This window comes from Xanthomonas massiliensis, from assembly GCF_900018785.1.
Classification (GTDB): Bacteria; Pseudomonadota; Gammaproteobacteria; order Xanthomonadales; family Xanthomonadaceae; genus Xanthomonas_B; species Xanthomonas_B massiliensis.
The window spans coordinates 187,253-203,533 of the sequence record NZ_FCOY01000002.1 but is presented as its reverse complement, the minus strand read 5'-3'; the positions used below and the strand labels follow the sequence as shown (position 1 = coordinate 203,533).

At 71.1% G+C, this 16,281-nt stretch carries 15 protein-coding genes; 9 read left to right on the top strand and 6 right to left on the bottom strand.

What is annotated here, in order from left to right; genetic code table 11:
* Nucleotides 1-6 precede the first annotated feature (6 nt).
* Entirely contained in the window at nt 7-1,407 is a 1,401-nt protein-coding gene (locus BN3794_RS00845; RefSeq protein ID WP_066091911.1) for an aminotransferase-like domain-containing protein, read from the bottom strand.
* Between the two features lie 240 nt (nt 1,408-1,647).
* Between BN3794_RS00845 and BN3794_RS00840 the strand changes: the two genes are divergently transcribed.
* From BN3794_RS00840 to BN3794_RS00815, 6 genes are all read left to right on the top strand, one after another.
* On the top strand, nt 1,648-2,931 hold the full coding sequence (locus tag BN3794_RS00840) for a hydroxymethylglutaryl-CoA reductase, degradative (protein ID WP_066091905.1): 1,284 nt from the start codon (nt 1,648-1,650) through the stop codon (nt 2,929-2,931).
* Nucleotides 2,931-3,875: a hydroxymethylglutaryl-CoA lyase gene (locus tag BN3794_RS00835; protein ID WP_066091903.1), complete on the top strand. Its 945-nt coding sequence runs from the start codon at nt 2,931-2,933 to the stop codon at nt 3,873-3,875. Before BN3794_RS00840 ends, BN3794_RS00835 begins: the two co-directional genes overlap by 1 nt.
* A gap of 33 nt (nt 3,876-3,908) precedes the next feature.
* Complete coding sequence (locus BN3794_RS00830; RefSeq protein WP_066091900.1) at nt 3,909-4,400, top strand: hypothetical protein; 492 nt, start codon at nt 3,909-3,911, stop codon at nt 4,398-4,400.
* Entirely contained in the window at nt 4,397-5,782 is a 1,386-nt protein-coding gene (locus BN3794_RS00825; protein ID WP_066091895.1) for a tripartite tricarboxylate transporter permease, read from the top strand. The genes BN3794_RS00830 and BN3794_RS00825 overlap by 4 nt, the downstream gene beginning before the upstream one ends.
* A gap of 107 nt (nt 5,783-5,889) precedes the next feature.
* Complete coding sequence (locus BN3794_RS00820) at nt 5,890-6,906, top strand: SMP-30/gluconolactonase/LRE family protein (protein ID WP_078059496.1); 1,017 nt, start codon at nt 5,890-5,892, stop codon at nt 6,904-6,906.
* A 38-nt stretch (nt 6,907-6,944) separates the two neighbouring features.
* Nucleotides 6,945-7,859, top strand: a complete 915-nt coding sequence (locus BN3794_RS00815; RefSeq protein WP_078059495.1) for a transporter — start codon at nt 6,945-6,947, stop codon at nt 7,857-7,859.
* A gap of 53 nt (nt 7,860-7,912) precedes the next feature.
* On the opposite strand, the gene BN3794_RS00810 is transcribed toward BN3794_RS00815, so the two are convergent.
* From BN3794_RS00810 to BN3794_RS00790, 5 genes are all read right to left on the bottom strand, one after another.
* Nucleotides 7,913-9,223 carry an ABC transporter permease gene (locus BN3794_RS00810; protein ID WP_066091890.1) on the bottom strand — a complete coding sequence of 437 codons (1,311 nt, stop codon included), beginning with the start codon at nt 9,221-9,223 and terminating at the stop codon, nt 7,913-7,915.
* 72 nt (nt 9,224-9,295) lie between these two features.
* Complete coding sequence (locus BN3794_RS00805) at nt 9,296-10,453, bottom strand: ABC transporter permease (RefSeq protein WP_066091887.1); 1,158 nt, start codon at nt 10,451-10,453, stop codon at nt 9,296-9,298.
* Between the two features lie 15 nt (nt 10,454-10,468).
* On the bottom strand, nt 10,469-11,158 hold the full coding sequence (locus BN3794_RS00800) for an ABC transporter ATP-binding protein (RefSeq protein WP_066091884.1): 690 nt from the start codon (nt 11,156-11,158) through the stop codon (nt 10,469-10,471).
* A gap of 141 nt (nt 11,159-11,299) precedes the next feature.
* Nucleotides 11,300-11,716 carry a hypothetical protein gene (locus BN3794_RS00795; protein ID WP_066091881.1) on the bottom strand — a complete coding sequence of 139 codons (417 nt, stop codon included), beginning with the start codon at nt 11,714-11,716 and terminating at the stop codon, nt 11,300-11,302.
* Nucleotides 11,713-12,954, bottom strand: coding sequence for an efflux RND transporter periplasmic adaptor subunit (locus BN3794_RS00790; RefSeq protein WP_066091879.1), 1,242 nt, complete (start codon nt 12,952-12,954; stop codon nt 11,713-11,715). Before BN3794_RS00790 ends, BN3794_RS00795 begins: the two co-directional genes overlap by 4 nt.
* A gap of 232 nt (nt 12,955-13,186) precedes the next feature.
* Here BN3794_RS00790 and BN3794_RS00785 point away from each other — a divergent pair, with 232 nt between their 5' ends.
* From BN3794_RS00785 to BN3794_RS00775, 3 genes are read left to right on the top strand one after another with little or no spacing between them, the layout of a single operon-like run.
* Nucleotides 13,187-14,110 carry an ABC transporter ATP-binding protein gene (locus BN3794_RS00785; protein ID WP_066091876.1) on the top strand — a complete coding sequence of 308 codons (924 nt, stop codon included), beginning with the start codon at nt 13,187-13,189 and terminating at the stop codon, nt 14,108-14,110.
* Nucleotides 14,107-14,877, top strand: coding sequence for an ABC transporter permease (locus BN3794_RS00780; RefSeq protein WP_066091873.1), 771 nt, complete (start codon nt 14,107-14,109; stop codon nt 14,875-14,877). The genes BN3794_RS00785 and BN3794_RS00780 overlap by 4 nt, the downstream gene beginning before the upstream one ends.
* A 25-nt stretch (nt 14,878-14,902) precedes the next feature.
* A complete protein-coding gene (locus BN3794_RS00775) occupies nt 14,903-16,075 on the top strand; it encodes a sensor histidine kinase (RefSeq protein WP_066091870.1) in 1,173 nt (390 codons plus the stop codon).
* Nucleotides 16,076-16,281: the final 206 nt, after the last annotated feature.

Genomic DNA, 16,281 nt, shown 5'->3' with positions numbered 1-16,281 from the left:
GGCGGATCAGTCGCGCCCCAGCGCCGCGCGCATGCTTTCCAGGAAGACCGGGTCCTGCAGGTAGGCGACATTGAGCCGGGTCCAGGGCGAGACGATGTGCGAGGCGGTGTGGAACACGGCTCCGGGCGCCAGGACCACGCCGCGCGGCAGCAACCGTTCGGTGAGCTGGCGGGTGTCGTCTATGTCCGGGAAGCGCGCCCACAGGTACAGGCTGTGGCCGGGGTTGCCGTAGACCTGTGCGCCCAGTGAATGCAGGGTCTGCCGGCCGGCCTCGGTGGCGACGCGCAGCTTCTCCTGCAGGCGGGTGGTGTGCAGGAGGAAGTTGCCCTCCTGCAACACCACTTCCATGATCCGCTCGCCGTATTCGCTGCCGGCGATGTGCAGGAGCATCTTCAGGTCGGCCAGCTCCTCGATGCGTGTCTTGTCGCCGGCGATGAACCCGACCCGCAGTGCCGCCGACACCGATTTGGAGAAACTGCCCACGTAGAGCGTGTTGCGCAGCTGGTCCAGCGCCGACAGGCGCAGCGTGGCGGCCGGTTTGAAGTCGGCCAGGGCATCGTTCTCCACGACCAGCGTGCCGTGGGCCTCGGCCAGCTGCAGGATGCGGTGTGCGCGGAACGGGGAGATGTCGGTTCCGGTCGGGTTGTGCCCCGCCGACTGCAGGAAGAACAGCTGCGGCCGTTCCCGTGCCAGGGCCTGTTGCAGCGCTTCCAGGTCTGGTCCGTCCTCGGTGCGGGGGATCGGCACCAGACGCGCGCCCTGCAGGCGCAGTTTGCCGAACAGCGGGTAGTAGCCGGGTTCCTCGACCAGGACGGGATCGCCCGGGGCGACGTAGCGGCGAATGATCAGGTCGAGCGCGTGGTTGGCGCCCAGGGTGGTGACGATCTGGCGCGGTACGGTCTCGATGCCGTAGCCGGCCAGGCGACGAATCAGCAACTGGCGCAACGCCGGATAGCCGTAGCGGTTGCCGTAGCGGAACAGCCCGCCGATGCCGTTGCGCACGATCTGGCGCTGGAACTTGTCCAGGCGCATGTCCATCAACCAGTCCACCGGCGGGAAGCCTTCCCCCAGGTGCGAGCTCCCCGGCTTGCGCACCGCCTGCTGGCGCATCAACCAGATGGTGTCGATGGCGCGGCCGTAGCCGACCTGTTCCTCGTCGTCCTCGCGCTTGCGCGGCGCCTGGCGGTGGGCCCCGCACACGAAGAACCCGCGCCCGTGGTGCGATTCGGCCAGGCCGCGTTCCACCAGCAGGTCGTAGGCGGCGATGACCGTGTTCTTGGCGCAGTCCTGGGCGCGGGCGTACTGGCGCAGCGAAGGCAGGCGGCTGCCCGGCCCCAGGGTGCCGGCCAGGATCTGCTGGCCCAGGTCGGCGGCGATGCGCTCGGCTTGCGTGGTGGTGTGCTTCATCACGGTCGGTAGTCCGGGGGTGTGTACCAACTGTACCCATGGAACGGGAACACACAACCGGCATGAATGCACGAGATGCTGCGCTGCAGTAGGCATTTCGTGCCCGGAATCATCCCTTCGTCTAAGCCAACTGTTCCCATCAACTGTACCTTTATGCCGCCCTGCGGATGCCACTAGATTCGCTGCCGGCGGTGCCTGTCCGCGCAGGCGTCCGCCGTTCCCCCGTCTTGGAGATGCTGCATGTCGATCGATTCGCGGCTTCCGCAGTTCCGGAAGCTCACCCCGTCGCAACGCCTGGACCATCTGGGCACCCTGCTCGGCCTGGGCCCGGACGAGCTTGCGCTGCTGGCGCATCCGGGGGCACTGCCGCCGGAGGTGGCCGACGGCATGATCGAGAACGTGGTCGGCAAGTTCGAGCTGCCGTTCGCGGTGGCGGCCAACTTCCAGGTCAACGGCCGCGACGTGCTGGTGCCGATGGTGGTCGAGGAGCCTTCGATCGTCGCCGCGGCCAGCTACATGGCCAAGCTGGCGCGCCCGGCCGGCGGCTTCCTGACGTCGAGCACCGGCCCGTTGATGCGGGCCCAGATCCAGGTCACCGACCTGCCCGATCCGCACAACGCCCGCCAGTCCGTGCTGCGCGAGCGCGCCGCGCTGATCGAGGCGGCCAATGCCCGCGACAAGACCCTGATCGCGCTGGGCGGCGGTTGCCGCGACATCGAGGTACACGTGTTCGAGTCCAGCCCGCGAGGCGCGATGATCGTCGTGCACCTGGTGGTGGACGTGCGCGACGCGATGGGTGCCAACACCGTCAACACGATGGCCGAAACGGTGGCACCGCTGGTCGAGCGGATCACCGGCGGCACCGTGCGCGCGCGCATCCTGTCCAACCTGGCCGACCTGCGCCTGGCCCGTGCGCAGATGGTGCTGGCGCCGGAGACGCTGGCCTTCGGCGGGTATGCCGGCGAGGAGGTGATCGAGCGCATCCTCGACCTATACAACTTCGCTGTCGTCGATCCCTATCGGGCCGCCACCCACAACAAGGGCATCATGAACGGCATCGACCCGGTGATCGTCGCCACCGGCAACGACTGGCGTGCGATCGAGGCCGGCGCCCACGTCTGGGCCGGCCGCCACGGTCACTACGGTTCGTTGAGCACCTGGGAGAAGGACCATCGTGGCCGGCTGGTCGGCACGATCGAGATGCCGCTGGCCGTGGGCCTGGTCGGTGGCGCCACCAAGACCCATCCGCTGGCGCGCCTGGCGCTGCGGATCCTGGGGGTGGAGACGGCGCAGGAGCTGGCCGAGATCGCCGTGGCGGTGGGCCTGGCGCAGAACCTGGGTGCGATCCGTGCGTTGGCGACCGAAGGCATCCAGCGCGGCCACATGGCCCTGCATGCACGCAACGTGGCGCTGATGGCCGGGGCCGGCGGCGAGGAAGTGGATGCGGTGGTCGCGCGCATGGTGGCCGAGCACGACGTACGCGCCGACCGTGCCGCCGAGCTGCTGGCGGAGCTGCGCGGGTGATGGCCGCCGCGGCCGCCGATGCCGTGCGCATCGTCGAGGTCGGTGCGCGCGACGGGCTGCAGAACCAGCCGCAGGTATTGGAGGTCGCGCATCGCGTGGCGCTGGTGCGCGCGCTTGAACGGGCGGGATTGCGCGAGATCGAGGTGGGCGCCTTCGTCTCGCCGCGCTGGGTGCCGCAGATGGCGGATACCGAAGCCGTATTCGCCGGCCTCGGCGCCCCGGCGCCGGGCATCGTGCATGCGGCGCTGGTGCCCAACCTGAGGGGCCTGGACGCGGCGATCGCGGCCGGCTGCCGCGACATCACCGTGCTCACCGCAGCCTCCGAATCGTTCTGTCGCGCCAACCTGAACTGTGGAGTGGAGGAAAGCCTGCAGCGCGTGGCGGACATCGCCGCGCGCGCGTTGCCGGTGGGCCTGCGCGTGCGCGCGGCGGTCTCCACGGTGGTGGATTGTCCGTTCGAAGGCGCGGTCGCACCGCCGCGCGTGGCGGCGGTGGTGGCACGGCTGCACGATATCGGCTGTCACCAGGTAAGCCTGGGCGATACCACCGGTGCCGGCACGCCCGGTTCGGTCGGCCGGATGCTGCAGGCTTGCCTCGCCCACGTGCCGCCGACCCTGCTGGCCGGCCATTTCCACGACACCTTCGGGATGGGCGTGGCCAACGTGGTCGAGGCGCTGGGCCACGGCCTGCGCAGCTTCGACAGTTCCGTGTCCGGCCTGGGCGGCTGTCCCTATTCGCCGGGTGCCACGGGCAATGTCGCCACCGAGGACCTGGTCTACCTGTTCGAAGGACTGGGCCTTGCGTGCGGCGTCGATATGGCGCGCTTGCTGGATGCCGGCGATGCGGTCGACGGCTGGCTGGGCCGGGCCGGCGAATCACGTACCGGGCGGGCATTGCGGGCCCGCCGCCGCCGAGCGTCCGGGGCGGACCGCACGCCGGGCTGAGGTCGCTGCACCTGTATCGGAGTGGAGGGCTCCATGACAACCGAGAAAGACGAGGTCCGTGCCGAAGAGGTGCGACGCGAGAATGCGGCCGGCGGCCGCCAGGCATTGGCCGAGGTATGGGGCGACACGGTGGACCTGCGCCACCTTGCCGGCGCCCTGCTCATCGGCGTCGGTGCCAGCCTGGGGGCCTACGCCGGGGCGCTGCACGCGCTGCACGCACTGCACGCGCTGGGCGGGCCCGGCGGTGGCGACCAGGTCGCCGGCACCTGGGCAATGCTCGCCGGCCTGGTCGGTTGCGTGCTGGCGGGCGTGGTCTGTGCGTGGCTGTTCCCGCCCAAGCGGATCGTGTCCGCCACGGGCGTGGACAGCGAGGCGCGTGCCGAGGCGATTGCCGAACTGTGCGCCGAACCGCGCGGACTGGGCACGCTCGACCAATTGCCGGCGGTGGTGGTCCAGGAACTGGAGCAGCTCGGCCTGCGCGAGGCGTTCGAACGGGCCCAGCCGGGCGCGGAGGGCGGGCGATGAGCGATCCAATGCTGCATGTGCTGCTGGTCGCGTTGGCCCTGGCGCTCGCCGGCGCGGTGTCCTTCACCCTGGTCGGCCTGGTCTCCGGCACCGACGAGACCACCACGATCGCCCCGCTGACGCTGATGGTGGTGCTGCTCGGCGCGCCACCGGAGGGAGTGCTGGCCTTCTTCATGGCCGCGGCGGTGGCCAAGCACATCACCCATGCCGTGCCGACCGCGCTGCTGGGCATCCCGGGCGACACCATGGCCACGGCGCTGATGCGCGAGGCCAACCTGCTGCGCAGGCTCGGCGTGCCGCACGTGGCCTTGCGCAAGATGATCTCCGGCTCGGTGATCGCCGCGCTGGTCGCGGTGCCGTTGGCGGTGGCGTTCGCGCTGGTACTGAGCCCGTTCGGCGAGGCGATCAAGCACGCTGCACCGTGGGTGTTCGCACTGGCGGCGGTGACCATCGCCTATTTCTCCGTGGGTCGCTGGGCGTCCGTGGCGGCGCTGGTCCCGTTCGTCACCCTGATTGCCGGCCTGCAGGCGATGACCGCCGCGCACGGCGTCAAGCTGAGCATCAGCTACTTCCTCGGCATCGCGGTCGGGCCGCTGGTGGCCGACCTGGTGCGCCTGCTGTCCCCGTCCGAGCGCGCGGCGATGCGTCGCGATGGTCCGCGGCGCGTGGCCCTGGCCCCGGACATCAAGGACTGGTCTGGCTACTTTCCCAATCCGCTGAAGGTGCTCGATGCACGCCAGAGCGCTTACACCGTGGCCGCCGCGACCATCTCCAGTGCGACCTTCGTGTTCAGCCCCGTGGCGATGACCGTGGTGCTCGGCGAGATCGTCGGCATGCGCATCCGCCACGCCTACCATCGCCTGACCTCGATGATCACGGTACGCAACGGCGTCACCGAGGCCACCTACATCGCCGAGACGCTGATCCCGCTCGTCGCCTTCGGCCTGCCGCTCAGTCCGGTGGCGGTCGGTCCTGCCGCGCCGCTGTTCAACGCGCCCCCGCGGTTCACCATCGACGCGAGCAGCGGCGCGATCCACAACCTGCATACCCTGCTCGGCCCGTGGCAGTTCCTAGGTTACGGCCTGGCCGCGGTGGTGATCGCGATCCTGGTGGCCTATCCGTTCGCGATGAACTTCGCCCACCGCGCCGCATCGTTCGTGACGCGGCGGGTAGGCCAGGAAGCCATCATCGCCGTATTCGCCGGCCTGGTCGTGACCATCAGCCTGTGGGAGGGCGGAGCGGTCGGCCTGCTGGTGACACTCACCGTCGGGTTGGTCGGCGGCCTGCTCAATCGTGCCATCGGCTTCGGCATCGGTGCGCAGTTCATGGGGTTCTACACCGCGGTGCTGACCGTGCCGGCCTTGCTGGCAGCCTGGCGGTAAGCCGTCCCGGCCGGGCACGCGGCCGGTGCATTCCAGGGCCGTTTCCGGCCCGTCGCAGAGGAGGGAAGGCAATGCAAGCGAGACAAGCGATGAGAAGAACCGGCGTGATGCGCAAAGGCGGCAGGCTCGCCATGGCGCTGATGCTGGTGCTGCCGGCAGCCACGGCATGGGCGGGCGATGCACTGACGTACGACAATTACTCTCGCAGCCAGCAGCCGATACCGTTGGCCGAGCAGGGCCTGCAGACGGTGGTGGCCGAGCCCTGGTACAAGGTGTCCGACCAGCGCCTGCAGCTGGAGGGTCCGGCGTTCGACCGCGCAGGCAATCTGTGGATGGTGGACGTGTTCAACGGGCGCGTGCTCAAGCTCACGCCGGAGCACGCGCTTTCGACCGTGTTCGAGAAGAAGGGACTCAATCCTGCCGGACTGGCGATCCACCGGGACGGCCGCATCTTCGTGGCCGGTCTCGGCGACTTCGTCGACAAGGGCGAGATCATCGCGTTCGACCCGGATGGCCGCAACGAGCAGGTCATCGTCCCGGCCTCGCGCGGGATGTTGCCGGACGATCTCGAGTTCGACGCGCAAGGAGGCTTCTATTTCACCGATTTCCGCGGCACGTCCACGCAGCCGACCGGAGGCGTGTACTACGTCGCGCCGGACCTGAAGACGATCACGCCGGTACTGCCGAACATGGCGGTGGCCAACGGCATCACCCTGAGCCCGGACGGCAAGACCCTGTGGACCACCGAGTTCTCGCTGAACCGCCTCCACAAGGTTGCACTCTCCGCCCCGGCCAAGATCGCCCCGTTCGGTACTTCGGTGCCCTATCACTTCGTCGGCGGCACTCCCGATTCGGCGCGCACCGATGCCGACGGGAATGTCTACGTCGCCCTGTACACCCAAGGACGCGTGCTGGTGTTCAACCGCAACGGCCAGCCGATCGGCCAGATCCTGCTGCCGCTGCGTGACCAGGGCCACAACCTGCTGTCCACCAGCATGACGTTCCGTCCCGGCACCAACGACCTGTACATCGTGACCAACGACGGCGAGGGCGGAAGCGAGGGTTCGCAGATCTTCCATGCCAAGGGCTTCGCCAAGGGCAAGCTCGAGTTCACCTTCCGCTGATCCCAACCATCCATGCATCGCCCGGGAGGGGACCCTGCATGAATCGCAATCCATCGAGAAGGCGCGGCCTGGGCCGCATGTCCACGCTGGCCGGTCTGCTGGCACTGGGCCTGGCCGCGCGGCCGGCACTGGCCATCGACACCCAGCCGTTCGACTACGGCACGCTGGCGCCCGGCACCAATGTGTTCATCGGCTACTACCTGGACGACGACTACGACCGCTACGTGGATGCCCGCGGCGACGAAACACGTGCCGGCACCGCGCTGCATACCTCGCTGGGCGTGCTTCGCTTCGCCCACTGGACTCGCTTGGCCGGCATGACCACGGTGGTGAACGTGCTCCTGCCGTTCGGCGAGTACACCCGAGGTTCGCTGCAGGGTGCCCCGCTCGGCGGCACGCATGACATGCAGCTGGGCAACCTACGCTTCAACACGACGGTGTTCCTCGTGGACGACGCCACCGCCAACCGGCATCTCGGTCTGGGCGTCTACGTGGACGCGCCGACGGGCAGTTACCGCCGCGACCGCGACCTCAACCTGGGCGACGACCGCTGGAGCGGTACGCTGCAATTCGGGTACCTGCAGGGCATCGGCGCCCACCTCAACGTGGAGCTGGTCGCCGATGCCACCTGGCATCAGGACAACGGCAACGCCACGCGCGATGGCCGGACCCTGTCGCAGGACCCCAGCTACAGCGCGCAAGGCTGGGTGACCTATGCCTGGAAGCCTGGCCAGTTCCTCAGCGTGGGCTACTCGGCCGCATTCGGCGGCAAGTCCTACCTGGACGACGTGGCCACCGGCAACCGCACCGACAGCCGGACCTGGCGCGTGGCCGGCGGCGTGCCGCTGGGTGGCACCACGTTCCTTGCGGCCGAGCTGGACTACCCGACGCGGGTGCGCGGCGGGTTCCAGCGCGACCTGGGCGTGCTGCTGCGGCTGGTCAAGGTGCTTTGAGTCGTCGGGGGCCGGCCTGTCCGGCCCCCGATACGACGGGACCGCCCGCTGGCTCACACCTCGCGCAACGCCGTGGTGATCGGCAGGCGCGCCGCGCGCAATGCCGGGAACAGGCCGCCGACAAGGCCGATCCCCAGCGCCCATTTCAGCCCGCTCCACAGCAGCGCCGGCGAGACGCGGAACTGGAACACCACCTGGCTGAAGTTGCTGCCGATGGTGGACACGCTGTAGTTGTTGAACACCGCCCAGGCGAGCAGGCCGCCGAGCAGGCCGCCGAGCAGGGCCAGCAGCATCGTCTCCAGCATCACCGCGGCCACCACCGGCAGGCCGCGGAAGCCGATCGCGCGCAGCGTGGCGATCTCCCGCGCGCGCGCGGCGACCGAGGCGTACATGGTGTTGAGCGCGCCGAACACCGCGCCCACCGCCATGATCGTGCCGATCACCGTGCCGAGGATGGCGATCAGCGTGCTCATCCCGCCGCCCTGCTTGGCGTAGTAGGCGCGGGTGGTCTCCACGTCCAGCTTCAGGCGCGGGTCGGCGGCCATCGCCGCCTTGAAGCGCTCGAACCCGGCCTTGCCCTCGGTGCGCACGATGATCGACTGGTAGGCGCCGCGGTCGTAGGTGGAGGCCAGGGTCTGCGCGTCGGTCCACAGCTCCGAGTCGTGCGCATCGCCCGAGGCGAAGGCACCGACCACGGTCCACTGCTGGTTGCCCAGGGTCAGGCTGCGGCCCACGTCGAGCCCGCCGAACTGGCCGCGCGCGCCCTGGCCGACCACGATCTCGCGCAGGCCGGGCTTGAACGCGCGGCCCTCGACGATGCGCAGCGTGTCGTGCACCGCCCAGGCCTCGTCGCCCACGCCGCGGAACTGCACGTTGGTGTCGGTGCCGTCGGCCTTCGACGGCAGGTTGACCACCTGCGACAGCTCGGCCGATACCTGCGGCCGGCCCTTCGCGTCGCGGGCGATGCCGGGCAGGCTGGCGACCAGCGGCACCTGGTCGCGCAGGATCACCGAGTTGGTCTCGGCCTGCGAGCCGCCGCGCAGCACGATTGCGGTGGTGTCGTCGCCGGTGCTGGCGAGCGTCGCCTTGAAGCCTTCGCCCATCGCCAGCATCGCCACCAGCACGCCGACCACGCCGGCGATGCCGACCACGATCACCGAGGCCGCGCCCCAGCGCTGCGGCAGGCTGGCGATACCGATGCGCGTGGCCTCCAGCGCCAGCCGCCCGCTGCGGGTGGCGACCAGCCACGCCGCCACCGCCAGCACCAGGGCCACCACGCCGATCCACGGCAGCGCGATCCACGCGCCCAGCCCGGCGGCGAGCAGCACGACGACCAGCAGGTTCCACAGCCATTGCGTGTTCATGGGGCGGCCTCTCCAGGGTTCATGTCGCGGGCACCGGCACCGGCGCGGGAACGCCGTTCCCGGCGCGCACGGTCAGCGCCCGGCCAGCGCATCGACGATCTTCAGCCGCTGCGCGCGCAGCGCCGGCAGCACGCCCACCACCAGCCCGATCAGCATGATCAGGCCGATGCCGATCAGCCAGGTCTGCAGCGGCACGTGCGCCGGCAGCATGCCCATCGACCTGCTGGCCACCGCCGGCAGCAGCAGCGCCGCCAGGCCCATGCCGGCCGCGCCGCCGACGCCGACCAGCAGCACCGCTTCGGCCAGCACCAGCCACAGCACCGTGCCGTCGCCGAAGCCCAGGGTCTTGAGCGTGGCCAGCTCGGGGATGCGCTCGCGCACCGCCTGGGCCATGGTGTTGCCGGTGAGCAGCAGCAGGGTGAAGAACACCGCGCCCATGATCGAGGTGACGATCAGGCCGATGTCGGCGAACTGCTTGGCGAAGGCCTGCTGGAACGCCGACTCGGTCTGGCTCTTGGTCTCGTGGTCGGAGTTGGCCGACAGCGCGTCGATCGCCTGGGCCACGCGCGAGGCGTGCGCCGGGTCGTCCAGGGTCGCGGTGAACCAGCTGACCTTGCTCTTGATGTAGTCGTTGGACTCGTCGAAGTAGGTCCAGTTCATCATCAGCTGGCGCTCCTCGTTGCCGGCGGTGGCGCGATCCTTGGCGCGGAAGATGCCGACCAGCTGCAGCGGCCAGTCGTTGCTGCCGCTGCGCGGGAAGATGGTGGCCTGCAGCGGGATGGTGTCGCCGATCTTCCAGCCGAATTCCCTGGCCAGGGTCTCGCCGACCACCGCGCCGGTGCGGGTGGCCTTGAACGCCTCCAGCTGGTCGGCCGGCAGCTGGTAGTCGCGGTACACGTCGAAGAAGTTCGGCGCCACCGAGAAGTTGGGGAAGAAGTTCTTCGGGTCCCGGTAGATGCCGCCGAACCACATCGCGTAGGTGACGTCGCGCACGCCGGGCACGGTGGCGATGCGATCGCGCAGGTTGACCGGCAGGGTCTGGGTGATCGACAGGCGCGAGGCGACGATGAGCCGGTTGGCGCCGTCCACGCTGCCGCCGGAATTGAAGGCCACCCGCACCGCATCGAGCATGCCGAACAGCATGAAGGCGGTGACCACCGACAGCAGCGTCAGCAAGGTGCGCGTGCGGCTGCGGAACAGTTGCGCCCAGATCAGCGGGAAATACTTCATGGCCGCATCCTCCGCTCAGTGCGCGGCCGGCGCATCGGCCAGCTCGCCCTTGTCCAGGTGCACGGTGTGGCTGGCGTACTCGGCCGCCTTGGGATCGTGGGTGACCATCACTATCGTCTTGCCGTGCTCGCGGTTGAGCAGCTGCAGCAGGCCCAGCACCTCCTCGGCCGAGTGCCGGTCCAGGTCGCCGGTGGGCTCGTCGCAGATCAGGAAGGTGGGATCGGAGACGATCGCGCGGGCGATCGCCACGCGCTGCTGCTGGCCGCCGGACAGTTCGCTGGGGCGGTGGTCGGCGCGTTCGGCCAGGCCCACCAGGGTCAGCGCGATCCTGGCGCGGCGCTTGCGCTCGGCGGCAGGCAGGTCGGTGAGCAGCAGCGGCAGCTCCACGTTCTTCTGCGCGGTGAGCATCGGCATCAGGTTGTAGAACTGGAACACGAAGCCGACATGGCGGCTGCGCCACTGCGCCAGCTGGCCGGCGCCCATGCGGTCGATGCGCTCGCCCTCGATCTCGATCTCGCCGGAGGTCGGCGTGTCCAGCCCGCCGATCAGGTTGAGCAGGGTGGTCTTGCCCGAGCCGGACGGGCCCATCAGCGCGACGAAGTCGCCGGCCTCGATGTCCAGGTCGATGCCGTGCAGCACCTGCACCGTCTCCGGGCCACGCTGGTAGGTCTTGACGATGTCGCGCAGGCTGACGAGTACGGTCATGTTCGGTGTCCTCGGGAAAGCAGGGATGGCGGCGCGTGGCGATCCGCTCGCGCCGGCGGGCCGGTGCGGGGTGCCGGATGCGGGGGGATCCGGCGGTACGGCGGTGCAGCGATGCGACGGCGTTGCGTGAGGCGGATTACGTCAGGGACCTTCGGTCGGCGGCAGCAGGCGCGAATCCTCCAGCGCCGCCACGCGGTGGCCGGTGCCGGCCATGCAGGCCGGGTCGGACGCAAAGGCGAGGAAGGCCTGCGCATCGCGTTGGCGCACCCGCATCGCCGCATCCCGGCGCTCGCTTTCCGGCCCGATCGGGAAGGTCCGTGCGGGGCCGATGAACAGCACTTCGCCGCCCGGTTTTTCGAGGAACGGCGCGGTATGCGCCACGCAGCGGCGGCAGGCCTCCCCGCCGCTGATCGGCGCGGGCGGGCCCAGCTGCGGATGCGCGGCATCATCGGCCACCGCGCGGAAGCGCGGCAGGTTGAGCATCACCACGGGCCCGGCGGACGGCGCGCAGGAGAATGCGCGGCCGGCTTCCTGCGTCACCCCGAGGTGCGCGGTCATGGCGCGGCCCCGGTGCCGGCCTCGGCCACGGCATCGCCGTCCTTCAGCGTGGCCGGCGGATCGAGCACCACGCTCTCGCCCGCGGCCAGGCCGGACAGCACCTGCCGGTCCTTGCCCATGTCGATGCCGGTCACGACGGCGTGCAGCTTCGCCCTGTCGTCGTCGCCGACGGTGAAGGCCACGGTCCTGCCGTCGCGCTGCGCCAGCGCCGCGGCCGGCACGCGCACGCCCTGCGGCGTGTCGTCCTTCGCCGCGCGCGGCGTTTCCAGGAAGCTCACCCGTACGCCCATGTCCGGCACGATGCGCGGGTCCTTGGCCTTGAGCGCCACGCGCACCTTGACCGTGGCCTTGCCGCGGTCGGCGGCCGGGATGATGGCGATCACCTCGGCCGGGATGCGCCAGTCCGGGTAGGCGTTGAGCACCACCTCGGCGGGCATGTGCGGCTGCACGCGGCCGATGTAGGCCTCGCCCACGTCGACCTCCACCTCCAGCGACTCCATGTCGACGATGGTGCCGATGCCGGTGCGGGTGAAGCCGCCGGTGGCCAGCGGCGAGACGATCTCGCCCGGCTGCGCCGCCTTGGCGGTGACCACGCCGGCGAACGGCGCACGCACGATGGTGTTGTCCACGCCGTTGTCGGCGATGGACAGGTTGCGCTCGGCCACGGTGACGCCACGTTGCGCGGCCTGCAGCTGCGCGCGCAGCGCATCGCGGTTGGCCACGGCCTGGTCGAACTGCGAGCGCGAGACCAGCTGCCGGCCGACCAGCGCCTGCAGGCGCGTCGCCTCGGCCTCGGCCTGGGTGAGCTGGGCCCGCATGTTGGCCACCTGGGTGCGCGCCGATTCCACCTGTGCCGAGGACAGTGCGCGCTGGGCGTCGGCATCGACCGGATCGAGGATGCCCATGATCTGGCCTTCCTCCACGCGCATGCCTTCCTCGATGCGGATCTCGCGCACCTTGCCGGTGATCTTGGCCGAGACCGTGGCGGTGCGGCGGGCGACGACATAGCCGCTGGCATCGAGCACCGAAGCGCTCTCGCCGCCGCTGCCGATCGCCACCACCGGCGCGGTATGCACTTCCAGCGGGCGGTGCCGCAGCGCCAGCCAGGTCGCCGCCGCGGCGAGCACCACGATGGCCGCCGCGCCGAGCACCCACCAGCGCCGCCGGCGCGGCGGGGCCGGGGGCGGTGCCTTGCGGTCGATGCGCAGTTCCTTGAGCAGTTCGGCGGAGGCGTTCATCGGGGTCCCGTGGGCGGATGGCCGGGCCAGTGTGGCCGGTGCCGGCGGCGGCGTCCAAGCTGCCGGAAGTCACTTTCCGGCGGCGGCCGGCCGGAGCGGGCGGCGGAAGCAGTCTGCGTGGCTGCGGCCGGTGCCACCAGTGACAGCTGTCACCTCATGTCCCTGATGGCCGCCACTGCCGCGTCGCCGGCGCCTGCGCGAGCCTGTGCGCACCCCGTCCAGGAGTCCGGCCATGCGCGTCATCCCCGCTTCCCCCCGCGACGATGCGGCGCCACGGGCGCTGCTGCAGGACGTGCACAAGCGCCACGGCGCGGTCACCGCCCTGGACGGCGTGGACCTCGCGCTGCCGGCCGGCCAGGTGCTGGCCCTGCTCGGCCCCAACGGCGCCGGCAAGAGCACCGCGGTCGCGCTGCTGCTGGGCCTGCAGGCGCCGGACGCGGGCCAGGTGCGCCTGCTCGGGCTGCCGCCGTCGGCCATCGCCGCACGGCGCCAGGCCGGGGTGATGCTGCAGTCGGCGGCGTTGCCGGAGACGCTGACGGTCGGCGAACTGCTGGCGCAGGCGCGCGGCTACTACCCCGCACCGCGCAGCCTGGCCGATTGCGTGGCGATGGCCGGGCTGGATGGCCTGCTGCCGCGCCGCTACGGCCGTCTCTCCGGCGGCCAGCAGCGGCGCGTGCAGTTCGCCCTGGCGGTGTGCGGGCGGCCGCGCGTGCTGTTCCTCGACGAGCCCACCACCGGCCTGGACATCGAGGCGCGCCAGGCCCTGTGGCAGGCGATCGCCGCGCTGGCCACGGAAGGCTGCGCGGTGCTGCTGACCACCCACTACCTGGAGGAGGCCGAGGCGCTGGCCGATGCCGTGGTGGTGCTGCAGGCCGGGCGCATCGTCGCCCGCGGCAGCGTCGCGCAGATCCGCGCGCGGGTGCTGCAGCGGCGGATCGTGGCGCATACCGCCATCGCCGCCGCGGAGATCGCGCGCTGGCCCGGCGTGGTGGCGGCCAGCACGCGCGAGGGCGTGACCACGGTGCAGGCCGAACCGGCCGAACCGGTGGTCGCGCGCCTGCTGCGCGAGGATCCGCGGCTGACCGGGCTGGAAGTCCAGCGCGCCGGCCTGGCCGATGCCTTCCTCGCCATCACCCGCCCGCAGGAGGCCGCATGAACGCCATCGCCTCGCACGTCCCGCCGCGCGCACCGTCCACGCCGCGCCTGCTGCTGGCCGAGGCGCGCTACGAATTCCTGCGCGTGCTGCGCACCCCGGCCTTCGCCATCCCGGCGCTGAGCTTCCCGCTGCTGTTCTACCTGCTGTTCGGCGTGCTGCTCAACCGCGGCAACCCGCAGGCCGCGCGCTACCTGCTGGCCACCTACGGCGTGTTCGGGACGATGGCGCCGGCGCTGTTCGCCTTCGGGGTCGGCTTCGCGGTCGATCGCGAGCGCGGCCTGCTCGCGCTCAAGCGCGCCCAGCCGGTCCCGGGCGTGGTTCTGCTGGGCGCGCGCCTGCTGATGGCGATGCTGTTCGCGCTGGAGGTGGCATTGCTGTTGCTGGCGGCCGGGGCGCTGCTGGGCGGGGTGGTGCTGCATGCGGGGCAGTACGCATGGCTGCTGGCGATCGACGTGGCCGGGGCGCTGCCGTTCTGCGCGCTGGGCCTGTTCATCGGCGGCCGGGTGGGCGGCGCGGCCGCGCCCGGCGTGGTCAACCTGGTGTACCTGCCGATGGCGCTGCTGTCCGGGCTGTGGCTGCCGCTGTCGATGCTGCCGCCGCTGTTCTCCACCCTCGCGCCGGCCTGGCCGTCGTGGCACCTGGCGCAACTGGCGTTGCAGGTGATGGGCCTGGCCTCCGCCGGCGGCGCGGCGATGCACCTGGGCGTGCTGGTGCTGTGGACGGCGGTATTCTTCGCCCTGGCGCTGCGGCGCCTGCGGCGGGCATGAGTGCGCCGGTGCACGAGGAGATGCGATGAACCTGCCGCTGCCCGCGTGGCTGCACCCGGCGCCCGATTCGGAAGTGGCGCTGCGATTGCGCTGCGGCAAGTCGCCCTGGGGCCTGTCGGTGCACCTGCTGTGGTCGGTATGGGTGTTCGTGGTGCCCCTGTTCGACACGGCAGGCTACACCTGGCGCTGGCTGAGCCTGACCCTGGCGTCCTATCCGGTGTTCCTGGCGCTGTATGCGATGAGCGCGCTGGCCCCGCAGCGGCGCGTAGTCGCGTATGCGCTGGGAATGATCGTGCTGAGCATGGTCCTGCTGCCGGTCTATCCCTCGGGGCTGACCTACTTCGTCTTCGGTTGCCTGTGCCTGCCCACCCCGGGTCGCGGCGGCTACCCGGGCTACATGGCCGTATTGGTCGTGCTCAACGCCGTGTACCTGTCGTTCGCCTATGCGCTGGGTTACACGGTCTCGGCGTTGCTGTGGTTGCCGGTCACCACCCTGGCGCTGGGCACGGTGCTGTACGTGGGCGAGCGCGAACGGCATCACGATGCGACCCTGCGCCTGTCGCACGAGGAGGTGCGGCGGCTGGCCGCGACCGCCGAGCGCGAGCGCATCGGCCGCGACCTGCACGACCTGCTCGGCCACACCCTGTCGCTGGTGGCGCTCAAGTCCGACCTGGCCGTGCGCCTGGCGCCGCCCGGCGCGGCGGCCGCGCGCGCGGAGATGGAGCAGGTCGGCGAGGTGGCGCGGCAGGCGCTGGCGCAGGTGCGGCGCGCGGTCAGCGGCATCCGCGCCGCCGAACTGGCTGCCGAGCTGGCCTCGGCCCGGCTGCTGCTGGAATCGGACGGCGTGGCGCTGGAGTACCGGGTGGCCGACGTACCCTTGCCCGGCGCGGCCGAGACCGCCTTCGCGCTGGTGGTGCGCGAGGCCGCCACCAACATCCAGCGCCACGCGCGTGCCCGCCGCGCGCGGATGGACGTTTCCGCAGCGGACGGCTGGCTGGTCCTGCGCGTCGACGACGACGGGCGCGGCGGCGATTGCGTGCCGGGCAACGGACTGGCGGGCATGCGCGAGCGCCTGCAGGCGCTCGGCGGCGACCTGCAGGTGGATTCGGTGCGCGGCCGCGGCACGGTGCTGCGCGCGCGCGTGCCGCTGGCGGCCGAACCGGTACCGGCACGCGCGCCATCCACGCCGGTGGAATGAGCGGACCTGGCCGTCATGTTCAGCGGCGCCGGCTGCCGCCGCGGGAAGAGGAGGCCCGGGCGGACGGCGCGGTCTCTGCCCGTTTGCGGGCGCAGCCGGTGTCGAAGGCTGTGCCCGGTGCGTAACGCGGCGGGGGGCGAACCGGGACCGGTGATCTCCACGCCGGTGGAACGAGCCGTCTGGACCGGGCATGCTCGGTGCCGGTG

Excerpts from the sequence above, each read along its gene's own strand:
- BN3794_RS00845 (WP_066091911.1), bottom strand. The coding sequence starts at position 1,407 with ATGAAGCACACCACCACGCAAGCCGAGCGCATCGCCGCCGACCTGGGC.
- BN3794_RS00840 (WP_066091905.1), top strand. The coding sequence starts at position 1,648 with ATGTCGATCGATTCGCGGCTTCCGCAGTTCCGGAAGCTCACCCCGTCG.
- BN3794_RS00835 (WP_066091903.1), top strand. The coding sequence starts at position 2,931 with ATGGCCGCCGCGGCCGCCGATGCCGTGCGCATCGTCGAGGTCGGTGCG.
- BN3794_RS00830 (WP_066091900.1), top strand. The coding sequence starts at position 3,909 with ATGACAACCGAGAAAGACGAGGTCCGTGCCGAAGAGGTGCGACGCGAG.
- BN3794_RS00825 (WP_066091895.1), top strand. The coding sequence starts at position 4,397 with ATGAGCGATCCAATGCTGCATGTGCTGCTGGTCGCGTTGGCCCTGGCG.
- BN3794_RS00820 (WP_078059496.1), top strand. The coding sequence starts at position 5,890 with ATGCGCAAAGGCGGCAGGCTCGCCATGGCGCTGATGCTGGTGCTGCCG.
- BN3794_RS00815 (WP_078059495.1), top strand. The coding sequence starts at position 6,945 with ATGAATCGCAATCCATCGAGAAGGCGCGGCCTGGGCCGCATGTCCACG.
- BN3794_RS00810 (WP_066091890.1), bottom strand. The coding sequence starts at position 9,223 with ATGAACACGCAATGGCTGTGGAACCTGCTGGTCGTCGTGCTGCTCGCC.
- BN3794_RS00805 (WP_066091887.1), bottom strand. The coding sequence starts at position 10,453 with ATGAAGTATTTCCCGCTGATCTGGGCGCAACTGTTCCGCAGCCGCACG.
- BN3794_RS00800 (WP_066091884.1), bottom strand. The coding sequence starts at position 11,158 with ATGACCGTACTCGTCAGCCTGCGCGACATCGTCAAGACCTACCAGCGT.
- BN3794_RS00795 (WP_066091881.1), bottom strand. The coding sequence starts at position 11,716 with ATGACCGCGCACCTCGGGGTGACGCAGGAAGCCGGCCGCGCATTCTCC.
- BN3794_RS00790 (WP_066091879.1), bottom strand. The coding sequence starts at position 12,954 with ATGAACGCCTCCGCCGAACTGCTCAAGGAACTGCGCATCGACCGCAAG.
- BN3794_RS00785 (WP_066091876.1), top strand. The coding sequence starts at position 13,187 with ATGCGCGTCATCCCCGCTTCCCCCCGCGACGATGCGGCGCCACGGGCG.
- BN3794_RS00780 (WP_066091873.1), top strand. The coding sequence starts at position 14,107 with ATGAACGCCATCGCCTCGCACGTCCCGCCGCGCGCACCGTCCACGCCG.
- BN3794_RS00775 (WP_066091870.1), top strand. The coding sequence starts at position 14,903 with ATGAACCTGCCGCTGCCCGCGTGGCTGCACCCGGCGCCCGATTCGGAA.